Here is a 20,504-nt window from a genome sequence, read left to right on the forward strand (position 1 = left end):
GGGATTACCGCGTCGGATAATTGGGGGCTTCCCGCGTGATGGTCACGTCATGGACGTGGCTTTCCGACAGGCCCGCGTTCGTGATCTGGACGAAGCGCGCCCGCTCCTGCAAATCCTTGATGGTGGCGCTGCCGGTATAGCCCATCGCCGCCTTCACGCCGCCGACAAGCTGGTGGATGACGTCCTTGGCCGGCCCCTTGAAGGGAACCTGGCCTTCGATCCCCTCCGGCACCAGTTTCATCTGGTCCTTGATGTCGGCCTGGAAATAGCGGTCGGCGGAGCCGCGCGCCATCGCCCCGACGCTGCCCATGCCGCGATAGCTCTTATAGGCGCGGCCCTGATAGAGGAAGGTTTCGCCCGGCGCCTCGGCGGTACCGGCGAGCAGCGATCCGACCATGACGCAGCCCGCGCCCGCAGCGAGCGCCTTCGCCACGTCGCCGGAGGTGCGCAGGCCGCCATCCGCGATCACCGGAACGCCGTGCCTGGCCGCTTCCTCCGCCGAATCCATGACGGCGGTCAACTGCGGCACGCCGACGCCAGCGACGACCCGCGTGGTGCAGATGGAGCCTGGCCCGATCCCCACCTTGACGCAGTCGGCACCGGCCCCGATCAGGGCCTTGGTCGCCTCGGCGGTGGCGACGTTGCCGGCGACCACCTGAACATGGTTGGACAGTTTCTTCACCGCCTCCACCGCGACGGCCACCTGCCGGCTGTGGCCATGGGCGGTGTCGATGACGATCAGGTCGCATTCCGCATCGATCAGCGCCTTGCTGCGTTCCAGCCCCTTGTCGCCGACGGTCGATGCCGCCGCCACGCGCAGGCGGCCCGATGCGTCCTTGGTCGCCTGCGGATAGGTGACGGCCTTTTCAATGTCCTTGACGGTGATCAGGCCGACACAATGATAATTATCGTCCACCACCAGCAGCTTTTCGATCCGGCGCTGGTGCAGCAGGCGCCTCGCCTCGTCCTGGCCGACACCGGTCTTCACCGTGGCCAGATTGTCATGGGTCATCAGTTCACTGACCGGCTGCGCCGGATTTTCGGCAAAGCGCACGTCGCGATTGGTGAGGATGCCGACCAGCTTGCCCGATGCCTCGACCACCGGAATGCCGCTGATCTTGTGCCGGGTCATCAGCATCTGCGCATCGGCCAGCGTGGCGTCGGGCGTGATGGTGATGGGGTTCACCACCATGCCGCTTTCAAAGCGCTTGACCGCCCGTACGGCGTCCGCCTGTTCCTCGACGGACAGGTTGCGGTGCAGGACGCCAAGGCCGCCAAGCTGCGCCATGACGATCGCCATGTCCGCCTCCGTCACCGTGTCCATGGCGGACGAGAGGATCGGGATGTTCAGCTTGATCGCGCGGGTCACATGGGTGCTGGTATCCGCCTGACTGGGCAGCACGTCGGATTCGGCGGGCTGCAAAAGCACGTCGTCGAAGGTGAGGCCGAGGCGGATGTCCATGTAAAGCCACTTTCTGTTGCGCGTCTCATGCGGGGCTGGGCATGATTGCTGGGGGATTCGTGGCGGCCCATGTAACCATTAAGCGGCAAAACAGCCAGACCCCCGAAAGCATTTTATTGCTGGGGAAGATCGGCGCCGCGCGGCATGCGCCGACCGATTCAATCGCCCAGGATCACGTCGACCCCCGCCCGCGCATGGATGCTGGTGCCGTCATAAATCGGCAGGACGTTCGCCCGCACGTCGACGATCATCTCCAGTTCGGTGCAGGCCAGGATCGCCGCCTGCACATTCTCCTTGGCGATATCGGTGAGTTCCGACTTCATATAGCGTTCGGACTCGCGGCTGACCTTCCCGATAGTCAGCTCATCATAGACGATGCGGTCGATTCTCTCCGCCAGTTCCATGTCGGGCGGCAGCAATGATATGCCATGCGCCACCAGCCGCTGGCGGTAGAATTTCTCCGTCATGACATTGCGCGTACCGATCAGCGCGGCCTTTTCGATGCCGTCGGCCTTCATCTTGCGTCCCACGGCGTCGGCGATGTTGATGATCGGAATGCCGACGCCCGCCTGCACCTCGTCATAGACGCGATGCATGGAATTGGCGCAGATCAGCAACGCTGCCGCGCCGCCCTGCTCCAGCCGCCGGGCCGACGCGGTCAACACGTCGGAAGCATGAGCCCACTCCTCCTCTGTGGTGGAGCGGCCTATGTCCGCGAAATCCAGGCTCTCGATCAGCAGCGGCGCGCTGTGCTGGCCACCCCGGGCGCGGTAAACGGCCTGGTTGATGATCTGATAATAGCGCGCCGTCGACGTCCAGCTAAGACCGCCTATCAGACCGAGCTTCTTCATGGATCCGCTTATCCCATACGCCGACAAGGCCGGACGGGCCTGTCCCTTGACGCAAACCGTTAGGGACGGCGCCCCGCATGGGCAAGCCCCTTCCTCTCCGCAAAGACGCAAAGCCGAATGCCGAAAAGACTGCCCGCCGCGCCCGCCAGTCCGCCCGCGACGGCCATCGGCATGTTTTCCATCAGGAAAGCGGATGCCGCCACGGCCCAGCCGGCAAAGCCGCTCACTACCGCCAGCGCTGGCCCCATTCCCGCCAGCAAGGCTCGTTTCGTGACCGCCCAGCCCGCCACCAGCGCGACGGCGATGCAGGCGAGGAGCCGGGCCGGATCCGGCGCCGCGATAAAGGCCGCCGTGGCTCCGCCCGCCGCCAGCAGCAGGACGGCGATAATGAGAATATGCCAGCGATCCGCCCGTCCGCCGCGCAACATGGCGGTCGCCCCTCCGCAAGCCATCGCCCCGCACGAGACGCCAGCGCCAATGCCGGTGGCGCCCACGATGCGCAGTCGATCGGACACATCGTCCAGCAGGCCGAAGGCGTGGGGATCGCGCAAAGCCGCTCCTCCGACCAGCACGGCAGCCAGACCGGCCAGGCCGACAAGACCGCTCATCAGCAAGGGGATCCGGGATCGGGGAATGCCACGACCCAATACAAGGCCCACGGCGCCTCCGGTGATCAACGCCGCGCAGATTTGCGGAAGAGCCATGACGTCATGGGTATAGAGGGCCAAGGCCGCTGCGACCATCAACGCGGCAGCCGCCAGATGCGTGCCGCGCCGGAGATCACCCGCAATCGAGACCAGCAACGCCGCCGCCGATAATATGGCGGACAGCGACCAACCGACGAGGATCGTCGCGTTCGCGCCTTCCATCATGGCCCCGGCGGCACGTCCAGCCGCTGCGCTGCCACGAAACCCCCACAAAACGCGGCGCTGCCCGCGACGATCGACAGGAGGCCCAGTGTTCGAGCGATGCTGCTGCCCGCTTCCGCCGAGACGATCAATCCGCCGACAAGAATGGCGGACGAGAGCAACTGAAGCACGAAAACGAGCGCCCAGCCGTCATCAGGCCGCGCCCGCGATGAGACGAACGCCCCGACAATGGAAGCCGCCAAAAAGGAAAGGAGAAGGAACGGGATCATCTGCTCCCCCCTCATGACGGGATTCCGGGACCGGCAGTCCTGTTGCTCTGGAACCGCAGCGGTCAGGTGGAGGAACGAACCGCCCTGTTCAGGAACAGGCCAGATGTCCGGGGAACTGGGACCGCATTGCGCGAACTGCAGGCGACACGCTCCGGATCCAGTCGTCGCATCAGTTTCAAGCGGACATTCAATGCCCGCTTTTGCGCAGAATGCCCTACCTGGCGATCAGCAATATGACCAATGCCGCGACCAGGGCGCAGGCGATGGTTCCCCATTTGATGAGGGCGACAAACCCTTCATAGGTCTGGGTTGCGCTCTTCATATTGCCGTCCGAAGCCATGCACTGTCCCTCTCTGTCCGTTTCGCGGGCATCCTCTTATCGTCAAGCCTTGTCCCCCTCAAGCCTTCAGCGAACAAGAAAATTTTTGCGGTTAAGGCGGTCTTTACCCCTCCTCCCTAACTTCAGCGCCAGTTCGCATATGAGGGGTAAGGATGGCGCGCGACGGCATTCCCATGCTGATGTTGATCGACGACGAGCCGGCACAGCGCAGGCTGGTGTCCGCTCTCGCCGCCAGGGCGGGATGGCGCACCATCTTCGTCAATGACGGCGATACCGCGATCGCGATGCTGGGCACGCAGGATGGAATGCGGCTGGATGCCGTCCTGCTCGATCAATGGAGCCCGAATTATGAGCCGGCAGGCCTGATCCGAGAATTGCGGGCCCGTCGCCCGGCACTGCCCCTGTTGATCCTGACCGCGCACAATAATGTCGCCGTAGCGGTGGAAGCGATGCGGGCCGGCGCGACCGACTATCTTGCCAAGCCGATCGCGCCTGAAAGGCTGCTCGCCGCGCTTAACGCCACGCTGAATGGGGAGCATGGCAAGGGCGAATTGCGCCCGCTGACGGAGAAGATCCCCGCCGCCCTCTCCTTCGAGGACGTGGTCGGCGCCGCACCGCAGTTCCGCGCCGCGCTCGCCATAGCGGCCAAGGCGGCCCGCGCCCGCGTGCCCGTGCTGATCGAGGGCGAAAGCGGCGTCGGCAAGGATGTGATCGCCCGCGCCATCCACGCGGCGTCGCCCCGCCACAAGCAGGCCATGATCACCGTGAATTGCGGCGCCATCCCTGCCAATCTGGTGGAATCCGACCTGTTCGGCCATGAACGCGGCGCCTTCACCGGCGCATTCGACCGGCAGATCGGCAAATTCGTTGCCGCCGACATGGGCACGATCTTCCTCGACGAGGTCAGCGAAATGCCGCTGGACGCGCAGGTCAAGCTGCTGCGCGTGCTCCAGGACGGCGAAGTCCAGCCGATCGGCGCGCGCCGCCCGATCCATGTCGACGTGCGCGTCATCGCCGCCACCAACAAGCGCTTGCATGACGAGATCGAAGCAGGGCGCTTCCGCGAAGACCTTTATTACCGCCTCAACGTCGTGCAACTCACCATTCCGCCGCTGCGCGAGCGGTTGGGCGACGTGCCGGCGCTGTGCCGCCATCTGCTTGCCCGCATCGCGACGCAGCCGGGATTGCGCGGCCTTGGCCTGACCGACGACGCGCTGGCCCTACTGATGCAGCATGATTGGCCGGGCAATGTGCGCCAGCTTCAGAACGCGCTGTTCCGCGCCGCCGTGCTGTGCGAGGGCGATGCCCTGACACCCCAGGATTTTCCGCAGATCGCCGCGCAGATCCGCGGGCGCGCCCATGGCGATGCGCCCCATGGTCGGCTGCGCATCGTGCCGCAACCGCATCGGGAGGTCGCGGGCATTACCCTGTTCGAAGGGGACGGCCATATCCGCCAACTGGCGGAGATCGAGGCGGACGTCATTCGGTTGGCCATCGGCCATTATCGCGGGCGCATGACCGAAGTGGCCCGGCGGCTAGGCATCGGTCGCTCGACCCTCTATCGCAAGTTGGCGGAACTGGGCATCGACAGCGCCGCCTGACCGGCCACCGGTTCGGACTGAACGCCCCGCACCGCCATCACCCCATCGCGCCGTGATCGGTTGCGACGTTGAATTATCGCGGCACCTATGCTTTGGGAGAGCGATGAAAAGCGCCACCCTCGCCGCCACCTCGTCGCTCGTCCTGCCCCTGCTCCTGCTGGTCGCCTGCGGCCGCGCGGAACCGGTGGAGGATCTGCCGAGCCAGGACCAACTCGCCGCCGCCGCCAATGCCGCCGCCGCCAAGGCGATGGCCGAGGCGAAGGCGGACACGCCCGAATCGCGCAATTACGTCAATGTCGAACGGGGCTTCTCCATCACCTTCCCGGAAGGCTGGCAGAAGGATGCGGCTTCCAGCAATGCGGACGGCGTCGTCTACCAGGATCCCGGCGCAGGCGCGGACGTCCGCATCTTCTGGCAGAAGAAGGACGGCGACCAGACACTGCAACAGATCGTCTCGACCGTGAGCGAGGGCTCCGAAGGGGTGAGCGGCGATTATATCGGCGACAGGGAGTATCGCGGGACAGCCAATGACGGCGAAGGCAACAATGTCGCGCTGCGCATGATTCAACAGCCGGACGGTTCGATCGTCACGGCCAGCTTCGTCTATCCCGAAATGCTGAGCGAGCAATATCAGACCATGGCGGAAAAGACGCTCGACAGCCTGCGAATCTTCGCGTCCAAGGCCCAGACGCCCGAGGGCGCCGCGGTTCCGGCGGCGGCGGACAATGCAGGCACGCGCTGAGCCGGCCGGTCATGCCATGACCAGCCGGGGAAGGCTGATCCAGCCGCACCCGACCCTGAAACGGCATCAATAATCCTTCGAATAGCGCAAATTGGCCGATGATCCCGCATTCGTGCCTGTCTTCGACAACAGGCTGAGCGTCTTGGACAGGGAGATTTCGAGCTGGGTGGCGGTGAAGCCCTTGGGATCGGTGATCACCTCCACATAGATGTTGTTGGAGATATGCTGCCCGACCGCGAGCGACGTGCCGCGCCCGGTCGCCTCATCCCCACCGACAATGCCGATGCGGTCCACGCCCGACGCATTTTGCAGCTTGCCCATCGGATTGAGTCCGCCGCCGCCGCCGCGCAGCCCATTGAGTGCCGCCGCCAACTGGATCGCCTGGGTGGCTGACAGATTCGCCACATTGTCCCCGAACAGGATCCGCGCCAATATCTCGTCCTGCGGCAGCGTCGGCGTGGAAACGAAGGCGATGTCGGGCCGCTGCGCCGAACCGCCCACGGCGATGCCCGCCGTCACATCGTCGATCCGCGTTTCGGCGCGGATCGCCAGTGTCGGGTTCATCATCGGCCCGTTGAAGGTGATGACGCCCTGCTCCAGATCGAACTGATGGCCTGAGAAGCTGTAACGGCCGCGTATAACCTCTATCTTGCCGACCACGCGCGGATCGGTCGCCGTGCCGGTGACGCGCATGTTCGTCTTCCATTCGGAATCGAGCCCCATGCCGGTCACGTAGATTTCGTTATCGGCCCGCACGCGCACGTCCAGATTCCACGCCGTCGGTTTGGCGGCCGCCTGCCGTGCGGCCACGCGGCGGTCCAGCAGGTCGGTCCCCTCGCCCTTGCGGCGCACGCCTGTCAACTGCCGGATGTCGCTGCCCCCCTGCCAGGCGACGCGATAACGGGTTTCGGGAAGCGACAGGTCGCCCTTTATCAGGCCGCCGGTGGTCGGGCCGTTGGTGATGGAGAGCGTGCCGCTGACGACGCTGGTGATCGCCTCACTGCGCGCCAGGCGGGCGCGGTTCAGCTTCACGGCGATGTTTATCGGATAGCCGCTTTCCGCCGCCAGTCCCACCGTGCCGCTGGCCTGCACCGTGCCTTCGCCCGCCCGCCCGGAAAAATCGCGCAGGTCCAGCCGGTCATTGGTGAAGCGCCCGTCCAGCCGCATCTGCGTGACGCGCGTCCCGAACGTCTCATTTTCATAACTCAGCGCATTGGCGCGGACGATGCCGTTGAGGCTGGGCGCGGTCAGCCGTCCGCCAAAATCCGCCGCGACCGCGATCGGCCCGGTCAACTGCTGGTCGGCCAAGCCCGCAAAGGAGAAGAGCACATCGGCCGGCCCGGCATAGCGGATGCCGCCGCCCAGGGGGGCGGACGCAAGCTGTTCCGCCCAGCCGGCGCCCGGTCCCGGCGGCGCCAGGGTCGCGACGAAGCGCCCAAGCGTCGCATTGCCCCGCCGGATAAGTCCACGCATGTCCCCGCCCGCGCTCGACAGCTTGCCTTCGATCGCCATGGATACTGGATCGGAAACGGCGGTCAGGCTGGACCGGCGGAAGTCGGTGATCGCAAGGCGCGTGGTCGCGGTCGGGAAGGCGGACCCATTCTGCGCGAAATCCAGCGTGCCGGTCGCTTTCCCGCCAATCCCCAGTCCCGGCGAGGCCATGTTGACGATGGCCAGGTCAAAATCCTTGAACCGCGCCTGCATCGCCATTTGCTGGCCGAAATGCCCGGCCAGGTCGACGCGCCCCTGCGGCAGCACCAGCGTCGCCGGGTCAAGACGATATCCGGCTTTCTCGACGTGGATGATCGCCGGCCGGGCGAAGCGGAAGGAGACGTTGCTCGCCCGCCCCTCCAGCGCGACGGCATAGAGGGTGGGTCGCAGCGCGGCATTCATCGCGATGGAGAAAGGCACGCCGGTCGATCCGTCCGCCACCAGTTGCGCCCGTCCGCGCCCACCGCGATAGTCGACCCGCGCCCGCGCCTTGCGCACGACATAATCGCCATAGGCCGCATTCGCCATCTGCACATCGGCGGTGATCTGCGGCTGGTCGGCCAGCACCATGTTCGCCGTGATCAACGCCCGGCCGATCACGACATCCGCTTCGCCCGGCAGTTTGGCATTGCTGGCGGTGGCGTTCAACTGCGCGCCCTGCGCCTTGCCCACCGCCGTCAGGCGAACCGCGCCGGTCACGCCGGAACCGCTCATGGCAAGCTGCCCGGTAAAGGGACCGGCGGCGCTCTGCTGCACGCGACCGTTCATGTCGATACCGGCGAAGCGCGCCTTGGCTATGTCGATGGTGAGCGGCCCCTTGGCGGTATGGATCAGCACATTGGCGAAGAACGGGCCATAGGCCGACCCGCCGGTCGCTTCGAGCCGATAGCCCGCCGCCTCGCCATTCAATTTCGCCACCACGTCATGAAGTTGCACGCCGACATTGGGCCTTGCGGCGCGGAGCACGGCATTGGGCCGCTCCATCGTGCCGCGCACGGTCAGCGCCAGCGGCCCATATTGGTTCGATGTCGCCCTGGCGTCGAAGGCGATCCGACCGTCGGTGTCATAGCTGCCCGAACCGCTGTGGATCCGGAAGTTGGGCGCTGCGCCCTTCAAGCCGTTGAGCGTGAACCTGCCCTCCGGCGTCATGCCGATGGTGCCGGAAGCAACGGCATTGCCGCCCAGGAAATCGCGAACCGATGCATTGTCCCAGCGCGCCGTGCGCACGCCGAAACGGCCGGACAGGCCGAAGCCGCCCTTGGGCCCTGGAACCAGTTTCACATCGGTGTTGAGATTGACGATGCCGACCCCGTCGATCCTGTAGTCGTTGACCCGGCCCTTGAGCGCGCCGCGATAGATGGCATTGTCCATGTCCGCCAGAACGATGGCCGTGGCGTCCACCCGGTCGCTGTCGATCTTCAGATTGTCGCTGATGAGCTTGCCCGCGGCATAGGCGAAATCGCCCTTCACACGCAGATTGTTGAGCAGGCCGCCCGCCGCCGCATTGAGACCGGTGACGCGGCTGGCGGTGGCGCTTACCGGAATGCGGATGCGGTCTGCATCGATCACCGCGCGCCCGCTGGCCTTCAGATTTTCGATGCCCGTGGCGTCGAAGGCAATCTCCTTCGCCGTGACGTCATAATCGATGAAGGGCGTCGCCATCGGCCCGTCCAGGATCACCGAAGCGCGCACGTCCCGGCCTCTCACCTTCTCCATGATCGCGCCGGGCGTGAGCAGGGCGGCGTCGATCCTGAGCGCGCTGAACCGACTTTGGCCCAGGTCGACCAAACCCTGCGCGGTGGCGGACAAGGCGGGGGATTTCAACGAACCCTTGAGGTTCACGCGCCGCTGGTTCAATCCCGCGAACATGTCCAGGTCGAGCGCGGGCGCCGTCAGCCGGTCGACCGTCCCGGCGAAGACCAGTCCCGGCCGCAGCGGTCCCTTCGCCGTGAAATTGCCGTCGCGGGCGGCAAGCGCGACATTCGCCAGCTCGCCTTTGCCCGACGTCGCGACCAGCCGCCCGTTCCACGCCTGCCAGGTGCCCTTCCCGTCCAGCGTCGCGGTGAAGCCGTCGGTAAGGCCGCTCATCGCCGCGATCACGCCGCCCTTGGGCGCGGTCAGCATACCCTTCATGGACAGGCGATTTTGCTCGGGCACGGCGTCCAGCCTGGCCTGAAGACGGTCACCGCTGTCCACCACCGCATTGGCCGACACTATGGCGCGACCGTCGGCGATATGAGTCACGCCGTCGATCGCAATCTCCCGCTTCTGGCCGATCACCGGCCTGGCGACGAGGAACCTTGCGATCTTCAGCCGGTCGACATCGATGTCGAGGTCCGGCAGGATCGGCGCATTGGGGTCGCTCTGCGTCACGTTGAACTGCGGACTGCGCGCCAGCACCACCAGCGGGCTTTCCAGCAGCCGCACCGAAATATGGTTGTTGATGTAGCGAAAGGGACTCCACACCATATGGACGCGCGGGGATGCGGCGAACGGCCCCTTCGGGTCGCGCAGCACCAGGTCGTGGATCACCATGTCGCTGTAGATCGACCCCTCGATCCGGCCGACCGATATGCCCATGCCGGATTCCAGCTTCAGCCCGGCGATCTGACGGATCAGGAAGGCCTTGCCCGGCTGGCTGTTCAGGAACAGCAGCAGGCCGGCGACCAGCAGGACGAGGGCTGCGACCAGTCCGACGACCCACTGGAGGATCTTCTGCCACAGCGGGCGCCTGGCGATGACGGTCGGGGTTTCCTCAGCCATCAGAATGCCTGCCCGATGCCAATGTAGAGCGCGAATTTGGACTCGCCCGGCTGCCGGTTGATCGGCATGGCTATGTCGGCGCGGAAGGGTCCGAAATTGGTGTAGAAGCGCCCGCCGACGCCCGCGCCGTAACGGATGTTGGAAAATTGCGGCATGGAGCTTTCATAGACCTGACCCGCATCGACAAAGGCGACCACGCCATAATCGCCGAAGCGGTAGCGGCCCTCGACCGCGAATTCATTGACGGACCGGCCGCCTATGGGGTCGTTGTTCGCGTCCTTGGGCCCCAGTTCCTGATAGCCATAGCCGCGGACCGACCCGCCGCCGCCCGCATAGATGCGCCGGGAAGGCGCGACGTCATCCCGGTTCACCCCGCTGATGGTGCCGACGCGCGTGCGCGCGGCGATCACCAGGCTGTCCGACAAGGGATAATAGCCGGTAAGGTCGAAAGTCGCGCGCAGATAGGGCGAAAAGCTGCCCTGCAACGATCCCTCCGGCTCGGCCCGCAGATTGGCGCGGAACCCCCGTGTGGGATTGAGCAGGTCGTTGGACCTGTCGTAACCAAGCTGCAGCGGCAGGCCGCCGATGAAATAGGTCCGCCGCACCTTGTCCGCCGTCGCTGGATCGACAACCACCTGTTCGTTGGTCAGCAGGACTTCAGCGCCATAGCTGTAGGTCCAGCGCTTCTGGAAGATCGGTGTCGACTGGCGCGACCAGCCGATGTTGAGGCCCGCCGTATAGGCTTCATAGGCATCGTAATTCTGGTGGTTGAGCGTGACGCCAGCCTGGAAGGTCTTGTCGCGCTTGCCCGCATTGGAACGGCGGAAGGTGCCCGACGCGCCCTGTTCCTGCGTTCCGGCGATCACGCTGGCGATCAGCGCGCCCTCGGGCGGGAAGAGGTTGCGATGGGTCCAGCTTCCCTCGGCGCGGAAGCCCTGGCCCGTGCCATAGCCCAGCTCGCCCGCCAGCGTGCGCGGCTTGCCTGCTTCCTGCGCGACCGTCAGGTCGACATATTCGGTGCCGTCGGGCCCCGGCTCGTTCGTCCTGACCGGATCGACCGAGATGCTGGAAAACAACCCCGTCGCCACCAGCGCCCGGCGCAGGTCGTCCACCTTGCGGCTGTCGTAGAGCTCGCCCGGCTTGAACCGGCTGATGACCTTCATATGATCGGCGCCGAACGCCTGCCTTTCGCCCGTGGTGGTGATCCCCCGGAACGATCCGCGCGGTCCCGTCTCCACCGGCAGGGTATAGTCTCCCGTCGTGGTTGCGGGATCGAGCAATATGTCCCGCTGCCCCAGCTTGGCGAAGGGATAGCCATTTTCCGGCAGCTTGACGCCGACATTGGCCTCCGCCCCCTCGACCGCGGCCGCGACGATATAATCGCCGGTCCTGAGCGGCAGGCTGTCGCGGATCAGGCCAGGCGGCACGGTCTGCCCGGCGTTGATCACAATGTCCCCGATCCGGTAGCGCTTGCCCGGCGTAACCGAGATGACCGCCTTCAACGCCCCGTCATTCGCCTGGTCGAGCGATGCGAGCGCGGTCGCATCATAATAGCCTTCCGAATAGAGCAGCCGTACGGCCAACGCCTCATCCTCATGGGCGCGGGCCTGCACCATGGCCGCCGTATCAGCCTTGCCGTCGCCATCGATCAGGGCGGAAGAATCGCGAAACGCCGGCTCCAGACCCGTCTTGCCGAAGCCATCCACCACGACCGAATAACGTACCGCCTGCGTCTTTTCATCAGGGTTGTTGTCGGTCGCGACCTGTACCGGAACCTGCACGCTGTCGAGCGGGGGCAGCGGCTGCGCCAGTTCACGCTCCTCCTGCGGCTCGGTCGGCGGAGGCAATTGCTGCGCAGCGCCGGCTGCCGGCATCTGTTCATCGATCCACTGATCGATCGAGGGCAAAGGCGCGCTTTTGTCAGCGGGGGCCTCTTCCACGCCGGGCAGGCGCGCCTCGAACTCGCTATCGGGCAGGATCGGTTCTTCCTGCTGTTGCGGCGGCGGCGTCTGCGCCATCAGTGGAAGGGAAGAGGACGCCATCATCATCAGACCCAAGGCTCGCCGGACCCGCTTCTGCCTTGAACCCATGGAAACCGCTTTGCCCCTTTTGCCCTTCGCCCATGCAGGGCGGGAACAGCCAATACGCGCAGCGGGTTGCCAAAGTTCCGCCCGCGTCATGAAGAGGGGTGCTTCCTTCCGAATCCCAACCGGTCTAGACCGGCCGCATGACCATCGCGCTCAACATCACCCGTTCTATCCTTGGCCAGCCCTGGCGGTGGCGCGGGGGCAATGGCGACGGGCGCGATCCCGGCTATCGCCCGGATGATCTGGTCACGCAATTGCTGCTGGCGCGCGGCTGCCCGCGCGATGCGGTAGAGGCGCATCGCAACCCCACCATCCGCCATTTCATGCCCGACCCCAGCCTGTTCCGCGACATGGACGCCGCCGCCGAACGGCTGGCCGATGCGGTGATGCGCGGCGAGGATGTGCGCATCTTCGGCGATTATGACGTGGACGGCGCGACCAGCGCAGCGCTGCTGATCCGCCTGCTGCGCGATCTGGGACTTGCGGCGCGACCCTATATCCCCGACCGGCTGATGGAAGGCTATGGCCCATCCGGCGAGGCGCTCGTCAGGCTGGCGCGAGAGGGCGCGACGCTGATCGTCACGGTGGACTGCGGCGCGCAGGCGTTCGACGCGCTTGCCATGGCCAAATCGGCGGGCGTCGATGTCGTCGTCGTCGACCATCATAAATGTGCCGCCGCCCTGCCCGAAGCGTTGGCGCTGGTGAACCCCAATCGCCTTGACGAAGCGGAAGAAGCAGCAGCGCATGGTCATCTGGCGGCGGTGGGCGTCGCCTTCCTGCTCGGTGCGGCGTTGATCCGCGTGCTGCGCGGGCGCGGCTGGTTCGCCCAACGCGCCGAGCCGCCGTTGATGGAACTGCTCGACATCGTCGCGCTCGGCACGGTGGCGGACGTGGCGCAACTGAAGGGGCTCAACCGCGCATTCGTCGCGCAGGGCCTCAAGATCATGGCGAAGCGCCGCAATATCGGCCTTTCCGCCCTGATCGACGCCAGCCGCCTGACGCGGGCGCCGCTTTGCCATGATCTGGGCTTCGCGCTTGGCCCCCGCATCAACGCCGGCGGACGCGTGGGCAAGGCGGATCTGGGCGTGCGGCTGCTCACCACCGAAGACCCGGCGGAGGCGGCCAGCATCGCCCGGGAACTGGATCAGCTCAACGAGGAACGCCGCGTCATAGAGGCGGCCGTGCAGGCGGAGGCGGAAGAGCGTCTTGCCGCGCAGGGCAATCGGGCGGTGGCGCTGGTGTCGGGCGCAGGCTGGCATCCCGGCGTGATCGGCATAGTCGCAGGACGCATCAAGGAGAAGGCCGGACGTCCCGCCATCGTCGTCGCCATCGATGAGGATGGTACCGGCAAGGGATCGGGCCGCTCCATCTCCGGCGTCGACCTGGGCGCGGCGGTCCTGGCGGCGAAGGACAGCGGCCTGCTGGTCGCGGGCGGCGGCCATGCCATGGCTGCCGGCCTGACGGTCGCGGCGGACAAGATCGATGCGCTGGCCGACTTTCTCGACGAGCGCCTTGCCAATGCGGTGGCGAGGGCGCGGGACAACCGCGCGTTGCTGATCGACGCCGTGCTGGCGCCTGCGGGCGTCAATCCGGACTTCGTCGCCGCCATCGACGCCGGCGGTCCCTATGGCGCGGGATGGCCTGCACCGCTCATCGCGTCCGGACCGATGCGGGTGGTAAAGGCGGACATCGTCGGCAACGGACATTTGCGCGCCATCATGGCGGGCGATGACGGCCGCTCGATCAAGACCATCGCCTTCCGCCAGGCGGAATCCGATCTGGGTCAGGCCATTCTTGGCGCGCCCCGCGACCGGCGCCTGTGGATCGCGGGCCGGGCGAAGATCGACGATTGGGGGCCGCGCCCCGCCGCCGAACTGCATCTGGAGGATGCCGCCTGGGCCGATTGAGCAGCGGATCGGCAATTTTTTGCCCTGCGTCATTTTCATGACGAAAAGGGGGTTGACCGTTCCGGAGCCACCGCCTAATGCCCGCCTCGCTTCGCAGCGACGCCCAAGCGAACCTGCTGTGGCCCCTTCGTCTAGCGGTCTAGGACGCGGCCCTTTCACGGCTGAAACACGGGTTCGATTCCCGTAGGGGTCACCACCCAGCATTTGCTGGGTTTTTTCATCTCTGCTTAGATCAGTTCCCCCAGTTGGTGGGGGAACAGTTCCCCCACCTCCCGGTTTGCAGTGCCCGTCGGAGGGTATCTGCGCTATTAGCCAATGTTCTTTTTCAGCCACTCAACGCCTGGTGCCTTGCAGTTGCGTGTTGCCCACATTGAGCCGGTCTTCACCTCGATCACCGCGACAGAATCGTCGCTGTCGGTGACGGTGTTCAAAACATCGCGGACTTGGATTGCGGTTCCCGTAAGAGAGACAATCCAAAGCGATTCTAGCAGGCGAACCGCGCCCCAGTGCTGGAGCTGATTCCAGAGCGGTTGATAGTTTCTGCCATTGTGCAGGTCATAGGAGATCATGAAATGGGCCATGGCTTACAACCCCAACTCGGTGGTGACCCACTGGAAGGAGCGCTCGCCGATCGGCTTGCTCGTGATCTTGATGAACTTGCTGTTGCTCACCGTCTTTCGCAGACGGCTGCTGATCGCCTTCGCTGCGCTGTGGCTGATGTAGTCGCGGACGCTCCCCATGACGTCTTCGAAGCGATCTTCTCGACCACAGTCGGGACAGGTCACCTTGTCGTCAGGTTCGGGATTCGCGACAGCTTTAGCAGGGCTCTTGCACGAGCCGCAGAGGATAGTGTGTGTAGTCATAAGGTTATTCGAGCTTTCAATTGAAGCCCGAAAACCGTTGACGACCTAATCGCGGTTGTATAGTTTTCTACATCGTGATCACGACCGTTGACAGCTTTCGGGCAGTTGACGTTTTCCAAAAAGGCCGGTGCGGAGTTGCTGCTCTGCATCGGCCGTTTTTGTTTCTAGCCCGATTCGAGTTGTGCCACAAGCCCATAGAGCGATTTTAAGGCGCGTAGGGCGTCAATTAGGCGACTGACGCCTCCTATCCCCACTCACGCTCACTTTCGCGCCCCTGGGGCCGTTTAAACGGAGTTCTTGCCATGTTTGTTGCCGGGATGTGCTTTAAAGGTTCTTAGTAGGGTTTCTAAATCCCTAATGTTCGTTGCCTGTTCGCCTCTGCAACTGTTGCAGAACCTACCGCCCCATCTTCAACGGCGTGACGCTGCTCATCTTTTCTGAGGCACCGACCGCGATCATGTAGGCGCGCGCGCGTTTGCCGTAATGGCGGACGGTCTCGGGCGTCATGCCCAGAATAGCGCCGACGTCGGTGTCGCTCAGGCCGGTTTCCAGAAGGTAGCAGCAGGCGTTCTTGCGTAGCCCGTGGAAGGTGTAGAGCAGCTGGTTTTCATCATCGACATGGCCGAGGTCATGCATCAGGCGGCGGATGCGCTCCTGAATGCGATCTTCGCTGCTGAACGGGCGGCCCGACCGATCGTAGAGGAGGCTGACGGCCTTCTTCTCAACCTTCGCGATCTCCTCGCGCCACCAGGGGTGAACCGGCACCGCAACGTCGACATCGGTTTTTACCTGGCTCAATTCCATGATGCCGCCAGATATCCAGTTATGGCGGATGCGGATCACGTCGCTTACGCGCTGGCCGGTGCAGAGGCCGGTGACGATGGCGAGGCGCAGCATCGGGCTGGCGTGTTCCAGCGCTTCGGCCAGTACCTCGCGGGGCCATGGCTCATGTTCGCCGATCGGCAGCGGGGCGATGCTGTCGGCCGGATTGTCGCCCCGCCAATCGCGCTCGCACGCGTAGATGAACATCAGCTTCAGCACGTTCAGCCAGTTGTTGGCCTTGCCCGGCTTGTCAGCCATAGCGTCGCGCAGCTGATAGACGTGCGTCGGCCGCATCCCGGCGACTGACATATCGCGCACCTGCTTGTCCTCGCCCGATTTCAGCCGGAAGGTGAAATCCTCCGCCTCGAACATGGCGATGTACCGCAGATAGTTCGCCATGGTGTTTTCGGAGAGCGCCTTGGTGCCCTTCTTGCGCTTCTTCCGCGTCCATCCTGCGGCCAGCGCGGCGCGGAATTCCTTAGCCAGCGCGCCGAACGAACCCGGCATGGGGGTCCACCGCTGCGCTGCGCGGTCGTCGGCCTGCTGGGCCTCGCGGTTGACGCGCTCCAGCTCCTGCGCGAATCGGGCGTCGGACGGATCGGGAAGCCGAACGTAGCGATCCTTGCGCTTTCCATCGGCGTCGTAATAGCGGAAGCGCCTGTAAGTTAGGCCCTTCTTTTGGCACACGCCCTCGATCGACACTAATCCCATTCCCCGAGTGATGAGCGGATTCCCGAGCGCTGGTCAACATAGCGATCGAGCGCGCGCAGATCCCATAGGTCAACATTCCCGTTGCGATCGGCCGGGCCGGGCAGCTGGTGCGCCTTCACCTGCTCGCGAAAACGGGTGCGGCCACGACCCAGATAGGCGGCGGCTGTTTCCTCATCGACCAGGCGGGGCGCGATCGGAGCGATGTTGACGTGCTTGCCCATCAAGTGGCCTCGCTGAGATAGGGCGACCAGCCCACCGGCTTCAGCCAGCGGTACAGGTGCCATAAGGCGGCAATCTTCGCGGCGTTCGTCTCGATCGATGCGTCCAGGCTGGTTTCTGCCTTGCAAGCCGTCGCCCAGGCGTTGCGTGCCATCGTGATGCGCTCCACCCTGGTCCAGTACCAAGGCTGGCGTTTCATGCAGAGGGGATCGCCCGCTTCGCGGCCGGCCATCTGTTCAATGTTCGACCAGATGATATCGTCCTGCTGCGCGCGATCAGATAGCGCCTGCCCTGCCGCTTTGAACGCGGCCTTGCGGCGCGTGCGTTCGTCTTTGGCGAACTGGTGTAGCTGGGCAGGCGCGGGCTTAGGCATGAGGCATCCCGTCATGCTGGATGCCGTCGAGCAGGCGGCCGGCTTTGCTCTTGCCGACGTTCATCATCGTCATGGCCCCGGTGCCCTGCCAGAAGGCGCGCGGGGCTGCGAAATGATGCTGCGACCCGTCCTCATGCAGAACATGCTGATCGACCTTGCTGCGGCGCGAGGCGTCGGGTCGGGTCGGTGGTGCGGGATGATAGCAGCTGTCGGTAAGCTCCTCGCTCATTGCGCAGACTGGCGCCCAGCTGCCCCATTGCTTGAAGAAGAAGGGCACCGGAGCGTCGTCGCCGTGAATGGTGGCTGATGCGCACTGGTCGCGGATCGCGCGCACCCATTGGGGATGCATCGGGCGTGCGCCGGGACCGCTCTCGCCCCCGACTATCACCCAATCGATGCGGCCGTCACGATACGGGCCGTCGCCGCAGTCGCCGGACTGACCCTCGGTCCCGTTCCACCAATAATAATCGCCCACCTCCAGCGCGTCGAAGCGCCAATCGGTGTCGAGGTCCGGTTCGTCCGGCTCGCGCGGGGCCTTGATCGACGTCAGATCGATCGGCCCAAGGAGCGGCTCGACCGATAGAAAGCGGACGGCGGCAGGGGTGAAGATCAGGTCGGGGATGCGCTCGTCGGCTCGCTTCTGATCTTCGACAGAGACGCCCAGCCAAACGTTGGGCAGCGGCCACACCATCGCGTCAATGGTGTCTATCCCGCGCTGACGGGGAAGACCGGCGGCGCGCCCAACATTGGCGAGTGCGCTGCCGAAGGCTTCGGGCCGATCCTCGACGGTCGTTACATAGTCCCGCATCCGATCGGCACGCTTCGTCAGCACCTGGTGGATGTGCTGCGGCGTCAAAGCCATGATGGCGAAGCAGCGGTCGATCCATTCGGCAGGGACGGACGGGTGAAACATGTCGCCATGCGCGTTCCAGAAAATCCGGCGCGGCTTTGTCCAGCGGAGCGGTTGCAGCAGCTGCTCTTCGTTGAGCCGCACTTCGCCATTCCAGACGGGACCGGCCTTGCTGTCGATCGTCAGGCCGGCGCGCGAAGGATGGTGCTTCAGCCGAGTGCCGGCGAGGCGCATGGCGTAGCAATTGGTGCAGCCCGGCGACACCACGTTGCAGCCATTGATGGCGTTCACGGTGGCGTCGGTCCACTCGATCTTGGTGCCGTCAGACATTCGCCGGCTCCGCGTCAAGATATTCGATGAACCAGTCGGGGTGATAGGGCATGGCATGCTGCTGCCCATCCAGGCGGATCATCAGGTAAGCGCCTGTGCTGCCCGTGATCGTGCCAGCGGCAGGGTGGCGACCGCCGCGCCAGTTGACGCGGCCGCCCACCTTCGCGGGGACGCCATAGGTTTCGCGGATGTATGCCATGCTCATGGGGCGACCCTTGCGATCAACGCATCGGCCCAGGCGCAGAGCCGGGCCAGAACGGGGAAGACGGCCAGCCACCCGAGCGCCACGGCAATGCCGATGAGGCTCGGGATGACCGGGTGGAAGCCTGGGCGGTTAGGGTCAGGCGCGGCGGGCATGGCGACGCACCGGCTGATCCTGCGGGATCGGCTCGAACAGCAGGCCGGCCATCATCTTGTGACGGTAGGCGGCGAACATGCTCACGATGGTCCAGCCTGCGAGGATGAAGGCGCTCGCGAAGACCAGCGCGGCGATCTGGCTGAACGCGCTCACTGGGCGGCCCCGCGAACATAGCGCGAGGTGCGATCGTATCCGTCCCATGTCTGGCCGTCCTTCCGCCAGCCCAGCGTGCGGAGGAGCGTGGCGATCTGGAAATCGTCGCGGGCCTTAGGGATGCGGCCCTCGCGTGCGGCGGTGGCTAGATCCCGGCGGAGAGCCGACAGTGCGACCTCGTTGGCGTCGCGGAGGTGGCGGGCCATGAACAGGCCAATGCGCTTGCCCGCCTCGCTCCTGTCCGACAGCACAATCAGCGCATTGTCATCAGCCAGCTTGGGATCGACCAGGTCGCCAAGGTCGGCGCGGCGAGTCAGGCTGGTGTTAGGGCCGAGGCGACCCAAGAGGGCGGTACCGTCAGCGGCATGGCTGAGAACGCGCCAGCGCAAGCCGTGAAGCAGAGCGATGCTGCCGGGGAACGGAAACTGATTTTCGCACTGAAGCAAGTTTGCCTCCACATTTGTGAAGGCCGACCTATGCGATTATCGCATTACATTTGTCAAATGAAAACTATGCGGTAATCGCATAGTAAGCGGCTGCCGTTGAAATTTGTTCAATCTTTGTTCTTAAGAGCGGACTTTTCTCCGGTGGGTGAGTCGAGGATGTTCAGGACAATCTATGCTTACAGAGTGGTGTGTTTCGGCAAGCCGATGGGGCCTTGGCGGCTTCGCCTGTCTCAGGCTCGCCGCGACGCCGTCGCCGCCGGCTTGGGTGCTTACGATGAATGGGGCAGCTACTTCGATGTGGTTCCGGGTGAGCTCCAGACCCGTGACATTCGGCCCGAGCAGATTGGCTTAACGCAGGAACAGGTGTCGGAGCTTATTACATCCGAGCGGCGCGCCAGATTATCCGCCCGATCACCTCATAATGCTCATCACCAAGAACGATCTCGCGGTGGGCGGGGTTCGACGAACAAGGCGCGAGGCGTGCCGGGTCGGTCTTGAATTGCTTGAAAGTGGCTTCGCCGTCCCCGTTCAAAACCGCGTAATACCGGTCATTGAAAAGCACCCGGTCATCTGGATCGACAATGATGAGCGCACCATCGTCAACAAGTAGATCCATAGAATCGCCAGTCACGCGCAGGCCAAAGGCGCGCGGAGGGATCGAGCCGTCTGGCATCGGCACTGCGTCGATCGGGTGCTGGATCGCTTCCCGCCAGTTGCCTGCGGAAATCTGACCTATCACCGGGATGGAGCGAATAGGCTGCGCCAGTTCTTGGAAGAGAACAGCCTTGATCGCTTCCATTTCACGCACACTGATCTTGCGTTTGCCGCGCAGCGCTTTGTTCAACTTGTCCTGATCTAACGCGATGCGGCGGGCGAGTTCCGACTGGCTCATTCCGCGCGCGTCCAGCAGCTGCAATATCTCTTCCGGGTCCATACCGTGAGATTGCGAAGGCATGCGATCGTCGCAATTGCTAAAGTCGCATAATTTCACTTGCTT

Annotated in this window: 20 protein-coding genes and 1 tRNA gene; 5 read left to right on the forward strand and 16 right to left on the reverse strand. The window is 64.7% G+C overall.

The window, feature by feature from the left end:
- Positions 1-4 precede the first annotated feature (4 nt).
- From guaB to MRBLSP13_RS14000, 5 genes are all read right to left on the reverse strand, one after another.
- A complete protein-coding gene (gene guaB / locus MRBLSP13_RS13980) occupies positions 5-1,462 on the reverse strand; it encodes an IMP dehydrogenase (RefSeq protein WP_133652362.1) in 1,458 nt (485 codons plus the stop codon).
- A gap of 158 nt (positions 1,463-1,620) precedes the next feature.
- The gene (locus MRBLSP13_RS13985; RefSeq protein ID WP_363734462.1) at positions 1,621-2,313 is read right to left on the reverse strand and encodes an aspartate/glutamate racemase family protein; all 693 of its coding nucleotides are present in this window, start codon (positions 2,311-2,313) and stop codon (positions 1,621-1,623) included.
- 59 nt (positions 2,314-2,372) lie between these two features.
- Positions 2,373-3,185, reverse strand: coding sequence for an NAD(P)(+) transhydrogenase (Re/Si-specific) subunit beta (locus MRBLSP13_RS13990; protein ID WP_363734461.1), 813 nt, complete (start codon positions 3,183-3,185; stop codon positions 2,373-2,375).
- A complete protein-coding gene (locus MRBLSP13_RS13995; protein WP_363734460.1) occupies positions 3,182-3,451 on the reverse strand; it encodes a proton-translocating transhydrogenase family protein in 270 nt (89 codons plus the stop codon). Before MRBLSP13_RS13995 ends, MRBLSP13_RS13990 begins: the two co-directional genes overlap by 4 nt.
- 214 nt (positions 3,452-3,665) lie before the next feature.
- Positions 3,666-3,773, reverse strand: coding sequence for an aa3-type cytochrome c oxidase subunit IV (locus MRBLSP13_RS14000; protein ID WP_363734459.1), 108 nt, complete (start codon positions 3,771-3,773; stop codon positions 3,666-3,668).
- Positions 3,774-3,943: 170 nt separating this feature from the next.
- Here MRBLSP13_RS14000 and MRBLSP13_RS14005 point away from each other — a divergent pair, with 170 nt between their 5' ends.
- Positions 3,944-5,392, forward strand: a complete 1,449-nt coding sequence (locus MRBLSP13_RS14005; protein ID WP_363734458.1) for a sigma-54-dependent transcriptional regulator — start codon at positions 3,944-3,946, stop codon at positions 5,390-5,392.
- 103 nt (positions 5,393-5,495) lie between these two features.
- Positions 5,496-6,134: a hypothetical protein gene (locus MRBLSP13_RS14010; RefSeq protein WP_363734457.1), complete on the forward strand. Its 639-nt coding sequence runs from the start codon at positions 5,496-5,498 to the stop codon at positions 6,132-6,134.
- 66 nt (positions 6,135-6,200) lie between these two features.
- On the opposite strand, the gene MRBLSP13_RS14015 is transcribed toward MRBLSP13_RS14010, so the two are convergent.
- Positions 6,201-10,388: a translocation/assembly module TamB domain-containing protein gene (locus MRBLSP13_RS14015; RefSeq protein WP_363755063.1), complete on the reverse strand. Its 4,188-nt coding sequence runs from the start codon at positions 10,386-10,388 to the stop codon at positions 6,201-6,203.
- On the reverse strand, positions 10,388-12,478 hold the full coding sequence (locus tag MRBLSP13_RS14020) for an autotransporter assembly complex protein TamA (protein ID WP_363755065.1): 2,091 nt from the start codon (positions 12,476-12,478) through the stop codon (positions 10,388-10,390). The genes MRBLSP13_RS14015 and MRBLSP13_RS14020 overlap by 1 nt, the downstream gene beginning before the upstream one ends.
- Positions 12,479-12,615: 137 nt before the next feature.
- On the opposite strand from MRBLSP13_RS14020, the gene recJ reads away from it, so the two are divergent.
- Both recJ and MRBLSP13_RS14030 read left to right on the forward strand, forming a co-directional pair.
- Positions 12,616-14,382 carry a single-stranded-DNA-specific exonuclease RecJ gene (gene recJ, locus MRBLSP13_RS14025; protein ID WP_363755067.1) on the forward strand — a complete coding sequence of 589 codons (1,767 nt, stop codon included), beginning with the start codon at positions 12,616-12,618 and terminating at the stop codon, positions 14,380-14,382.
- Positions 14,383-14,502: 120 nt separating this feature from the next.
- A tRNA-Glu gene (locus MRBLSP13_RS14030) sits at positions 14,503-14,578 on the forward strand.
- 112 nt (positions 14,579-14,690) lie between these two features.
- Here the strand turns inward: MRBLSP13_RS14030 and MRBLSP13_RS14035 are convergent.
- Positions 14,691-14,963, reverse strand: coding sequence for a hypothetical protein (locus MRBLSP13_RS14035; protein ID WP_363755069.1), 273 nt, complete (start codon positions 14,961-14,963; stop codon positions 14,691-14,693).
- On the opposite strand from MRBLSP13_RS14035, the gene MRBLSP13_RS14040 reads away from it, so the two are divergent.
- The gene (locus MRBLSP13_RS14040) at positions 14,962-15,105 is read left to right on the forward strand and encodes a hypothetical protein (protein WP_363755071.1); all 144 of its coding nucleotides are present in this window, start codon (positions 14,962-14,964) and stop codon (positions 15,103-15,105) included. The two genes, MRBLSP13_RS14035 and MRBLSP13_RS14040, sit on opposite strands and share 2 nt — an antisense overlap.
- Before the next feature lie 536 nt (positions 15,106-15,641).
- Here the strand turns inward: MRBLSP13_RS14040 and MRBLSP13_RS14045 are convergent.
- The 8 genes from MRBLSP13_RS14045 to MRBLSP13_RS14080 all read right to left on the reverse strand — a co-directional run bounded on the left by MRBLSP13_RS14045 (position 15,642) and on the right by MRBLSP13_RS14080 (position 20,441).
- Positions 15,642-16,778, reverse strand: coding sequence for a tyrosine-type recombinase/integrase (locus tag MRBLSP13_RS14045; RefSeq protein WP_363755073.1), 1,137 nt, complete (start codon positions 16,776-16,778; stop codon positions 15,642-15,644).
- A complete protein-coding gene (locus MRBLSP13_RS14050) occupies positions 16,769-16,999 on the reverse strand; it encodes a hypothetical protein (protein ID WP_363755075.1) in 231 nt (76 codons plus the stop codon). The genes MRBLSP13_RS14045 and MRBLSP13_RS14050 overlap by 10 nt, the downstream gene beginning before the upstream one ends.
- Positions 16,999-17,385, reverse strand: a complete 387-nt coding sequence (locus MRBLSP13_RS14055; protein WP_363755077.1) for a hypothetical protein — start codon at positions 17,383-17,385, stop codon at positions 16,999-17,001. The genes MRBLSP13_RS14050 and MRBLSP13_RS14055 overlap by 1 nt, the downstream gene beginning before the upstream one ends.
- Entirely contained in the window at positions 17,363-18,550 is a 1,188-nt protein-coding gene (locus MRBLSP13_RS14060; RefSeq protein WP_363755079.1) for a phage Gp37/Gp68 family protein, read from the reverse strand. Before MRBLSP13_RS14060 ends, MRBLSP13_RS14055 begins: the two co-directional genes overlap by 23 nt.
- On the reverse strand, positions 18,543-18,755 hold the full coding sequence (locus tag MRBLSP13_RS14065; protein WP_363755081.1) for a hypothetical protein: 213 nt from the start codon (positions 18,753-18,755) through the stop codon (positions 18,543-18,545). The genes MRBLSP13_RS14060 and MRBLSP13_RS14065 overlap by 8 nt, the downstream gene beginning before the upstream one ends.
- Positions 18,756-18,890: 135 nt before the next feature.
- Positions 18,891-19,061 (reverse strand): hypothetical protein, encoded by a 171-nt coding sequence (locus MRBLSP13_RS14070; protein WP_363755083.1) that lies wholly within the window; start codon positions 19,059-19,061, stop codon positions 18,891-18,893.
- Positions 19,058-19,507, reverse strand: coding sequence for a hypothetical protein (locus MRBLSP13_RS14075; protein ID WP_363755085.1), 450 nt, complete (start codon positions 19,505-19,507; stop codon positions 19,058-19,060). Before MRBLSP13_RS14075 ends, MRBLSP13_RS14070 begins: the two co-directional genes overlap by 4 nt.
- A gap of 376 nt (positions 19,508-19,883) precedes the next feature.
- A complete protein-coding gene (locus MRBLSP13_RS14080; protein ID WP_363755087.1) occupies positions 19,884-20,441 on the reverse strand; it encodes a LexA family protein in 558 nt (185 codons plus the stop codon).
- Between the last annotated feature and the right edge of the window lie 63 nt (positions 20,442-20,504).

The organism is Sphingobium sp. LSP13-1-1.1 (assembly GCF_040676415.1).
Classification (GTDB): Bacteria; Pseudomonadota; Alphaproteobacteria; order Sphingomonadales; family Sphingomonadaceae; genus Sphingobium.